Origin of the sequence: Lactobacillus porci, assembly GCF_009695985.1 — a bacterium.
Taxonomy (GTDB): Bacteria; Bacillota; Bacilli; order Lactobacillales; family Lactobacillaceae; genus Lactobacillus; species Lactobacillus absianus.
Genome location: NZ_VUMX01000055.1, coordinates 1 through 3722, shown reverse-complemented (window position 1 = coordinate 3722; position 3722 = coordinate 1). Strand labels below are relative to the sequence as shown.

Annotated in this window: 5 protein-coding genes and 2 pseudogenes; 1 reads left to right on the top strand and 6 read right to left on the bottom strand. The window is 35.5% G+C overall.

Annotation, left to right across the window (positions count from 1 at the left end; translation table 11 throughout):
- Positions 1–94, top strand: a 94-nt coding sequence (locus FYJ62_RS10195) for an IS3 family transposase (protein ID WP_130137146.1), incomplete at its 5' end; no start/stop codon positions are given.
- A 2-nt stretch (positions 95–96) separates the two neighbouring features.
- Here FYJ62_RS10195 and FYJ62_RS10190 read toward each other — a convergent pair.
- The 6 genes and pseudogenes from FYJ62_RS10190 to FYJ62_RS11025 form a co-directional block, all read right to left on the bottom strand.
- The gene (locus FYJ62_RS10190) at positions 97–1083 is read right to left on the bottom strand and encodes a glycosyltransferase family 2 protein (RefSeq protein WP_154549554.1); all 987 of its coding nucleotides are present in this window, start codon (positions 1081–1083) and stop codon (positions 97–99) included.
- 207 nt (positions 1084–1290) lie between these two features.
- Entirely contained in the window at positions 1291–2220 is a 930-nt protein-coding gene (locus tag FYJ62_RS10185) for a capsular polysaccharide synthesis protein (RefSeq protein ID WP_154549553.1), read from the bottom strand.
- 39 nt (positions 2221–2259) lie between these two features.
- Complete coding sequence (locus FYJ62_RS10960) at positions 2260–2436, bottom strand: LbetaH domain-containing protein (RefSeq protein ID WP_326832037.1); 177 nt, start codon at positions 2434–2436, stop codon at positions 2260–2262.
- An 83-nt stretch (positions 2437–2519) separates the two neighbouring features.
- On the bottom strand, positions 2520–2804 hold the full coding sequence (locus tag FYJ62_RS10175; RefSeq protein WP_154549552.1) for a hypothetical protein: 285 nt from the start codon (positions 2802–2804) through the stop codon (positions 2520–2522).
- Positions 2805–3311: 507 nt separating this feature from the next.
- Positions 3312–3518: pseudogene (locus FYJ62_RS10170) on the bottom strand (glycosyltransferase); the annotation flags it as partial.
- Positions 3514–3722 (bottom strand): annotated as a pseudogene (locus tag FYJ62_RS11025) (hypothetical protein); the annotation flags it as partial. The pseudogenes FYJ62_RS10170 and FYJ62_RS11025, both read right to left, overlap by 5 nt.

The window sequence follows — 3722 nt, the reverse complement described above, 5'->3', positions numbered from 1 at the left end:
CGATTACTACAACAACGTAAGAATCAAAACAGGACGAAAAAACATGACCCCGATTGAATATCGGAATCATGTTCTAACAACCTTAACGGCGTAATACTAATATGTCCCAATTTTGGGGGTCACATCACCTAACTCATTTACAGGATATTTTTCAATAACCTCGTTTAATTCTCTATTTTGGCATATATCTTTTATGTGTTTAAGTGCCTCTGCTTTGGGGACAACATTCATCCCCTCTTGAGAAATACATCCTACTAAATTTACAAACAGATTTCTATCTACTCTTAAAAGAGTGTCCTCACCGTAACCTAATTGAGTCATTTTGTTATGTAAATATTCGAATAATTTCATAGTTGAAGCAAAGCGATCAGATCTATATGCAATCGTCAATGAAGATGATGCATCCTGACGATATCGATATCCATATTCAGTAGATGAAATCACACATCCGCCGTTTGCGTATTGAAAATAATCTATATTAAAGACTATGTCTTCCGACATTAATTCTCTCTCTGAAGGAAAGCGTAAATTGTTTTCTTGGATGATATGATTTTTATACAAGCTTCCCCAAACAGACATTCCAATACTATCATGCTTCTTGGGTGATGAACCAATTAACCTTGGCAGCAATGACAATCTAGCATCTTCTCCCGCAAAGATCTCATCCTCATACTTAAAGAGACCAATAAGAGTTCCATCGTCTTTGATTCTTTTAAAACCGCCCTTACAATAATCTACATTGTTTTTGATCATTGCATTATACAGATCTAATAATTCTGTAGGATATAATATATCATCGGAATCCAAAAATGTAACAAACTCACCTGTCGCCGCTTCTAATCCTGTATTCCTCGCTAGGCCCAAACCAGCATTTTGCTTATGTATAACTATAATTTCAGGGTTCTCTTTTTGAAGTCGATCACAAATCGCTCCACTATTATCCGTTGATCCATCATCAACTAAAATTACTTCTGTTTCTTTATATTCTTGAGTTAAAACACTTTGCACGCACGCTTCTAAGTATTTTTCTACGTTATAAACTGGAATGATTACACTAATTTTATTTTCTTGTATTTTAGACAACTTTATTACCTCATACTCTAAAAAGCATTTATTTTTTCTCTATATTACGCAACGTTTTATTCTTAGTGACAAAAATATTGCAGTCCGTAGAATATGAATCGCCACACATAAATTCTCTGAAAAATGCAAAAGTGTCAATTCATATCTGTTTCGACGCACTTGATGCTAATTAAACTGTAGTTTCAATTTCCACTATAAAAAATCAGACTATTCCAGATACTTACCAATGATATGCTGATATACGGTACCACCCTGATTGTTAATTTCTGCTTTCCAACTTAGTTTGAACAATTTTGTATTTTTTTCAAAATCAGCTATCTGCTCGCTAACCTCTTGATATGGTTCGTTGATATATTGAATCAATTTAAACACATTAGGGTTATTTTTAGGTACGGCTTTAACTTGTGATTCGGTTTGACTTTCGTGCTGTGTAATCATTCGAATAATATAGTCAAACATAATGTAGTCAATTAGCTCATTATGTTGTTTCCAGAACTTGTAATGATCAACTGCAATTTGCCTCATCAATTCATTTCCTGGCTGACTTGCCAGGAAAAAGGTTGTCCATTCTCCGTGTGATGGCTCTTTGGTCTTCAATCCCGTCTTAATCGTGAAGAAATCAGAATCAAACACCTTTTGCGGTATTTCTGCAACATCAAGAATCGTTGCATCACACCATACGCCACCATAAATATAAAGAAGGGCTACTCTAATCATATCAGATAAGTGTGTAACAGTTATATAGCCTAGTTCATACTTCTCCTTGACATATTTCGGTATCCCTATATACTCTTCATAGTTACTTTCACTTAGAACTATTACTGGACGGCTTGAATTATTTCGCTTAACTGAATTGATGCAGGCTTTAACGAGATCAGGGGCCTTATCATAACCCTGCCACCACATAATCCAGATTGGCAAAGTATCAAATTTTTTCTTTACCTCAAACAAACCAGTCTCATCAATTTCTTCTTCATTAAATATTTTTTGCAGTTTTTCACTAACTAATTTTTCATTATAGTCATTAATCTTTTGACCTAAAGACGAATTGCTATTCAAAAACTGTCTTCTAATCGCCTTTGATACAAACAATTTTAAGCCATATTCTTTAATATAGTTCTGAAAATTTCTTTTCATATAATCCTTCCTCAAGTCAGAAGACCAGTAACACAATTTCTAAATCTGTGGATGTCCTTTAGTATACCCAATCACTTTTGCTGGATTACCAGCCACAATTTCATGAGGAGCAACGTCTTTAACAACGACTGCACCTGCACCGACCATGGCGTCATCTCCTATCGTAATGCCGCCAATGATATCCACATCTGCGCCTAACGTCACATTGTTACCAATAGTTGGGTTTTTACCGTTAACGTGCCCTATTGTTGTATTATGACGAATATTAAAGTTTTCACCGATATGCGCACCTTGGCCTATTACAATTCCGCCGTAATGATTGATAGAAAATCCCCCCCAACAGTCAATTTATAGCCTATTTGTATGCCATATTTGACTTGAAGATTTCGATAATGAATTCTCTCAAGAAAATAGAGTAAGCCTTTGTGGTGGCTAATTTTATTAAGGTAACGCATATGGCAGGTTACCTTGAACCCCGGTGTCTTGATGTATCTAACGAGGATGTGGTTGAACTTGACATCTTGCCAATTCATTCCTGAATATGCCGCACAATCTTTTTTGATTAGCGTTTTGAGATTATCCATGCGAAGTCTCCTTAGTTTCTCATCATCAGCAACATCATTTTTCTAGAATTTAATGGCTACACGATATAATCATGACCGTTGTTGCTAATACTGATCTATTTGCTTAAAAAACGTATTAGTAATGAAACCTAGCATTAGCTCCATCACTAATACAAAATGCATTATGGCTTAGTAACCTTCACTTAGCTAAATTATCTTTTTAAGCTTAGCATTTACCTTTTTCGCCCTATATTTCACTGCCGACGATATTAATCTAGGAATGTATAGGTAATAGTTATTAGCACAATTCTTCTTATACCTAACGAAACAAAGTTTTCTAACAATGGTTTCTCGCCATGAAACGCCTCTAATATCTTTGAAGTCTCTCTCACCATCAGCAGGAATTACTGTTTTCACAAATTGATCTTGTGCACCCTAATTACTTCAAAATGCTTTTTTAACCCATATGCTTGCAAAAAAGAGCCATAAGTATTAATTCGCTAATTTGAAAGAATTACTACCCTCTTATTATTTTCCCTCCATTAGCTGATCCACAATCTCCTCTAGATCTGCATTAAACTTCTTATTATTGCTACTTTCACCACTGTTCTTTGTCATTACAATTGCATCGTAATTCGCAATCGTTTGACCAAGTTCATTGACATCGTAAACGGGAATGATGTTGTTCATTCTCTCAGCAATCAGCTTGGTAAAATCAACTTGGTGATTATTAACTTAAACTTCCCACACCAAAAAGAACTATGAAGCCTTGAAAACTCAATAGTTTAACCAGTAAATATTCAATTATGCTGCTAGTGATGGCGATATAGCCTCTTGCATGTACTTCGGGAGGCGGGAAATGAAAGCTTTGGTGAACCTTTCCATCTGCTCTTCTGTCAGTTGGAAGATCTCTTTCACGCTCTCGAACATGGCTTCCAC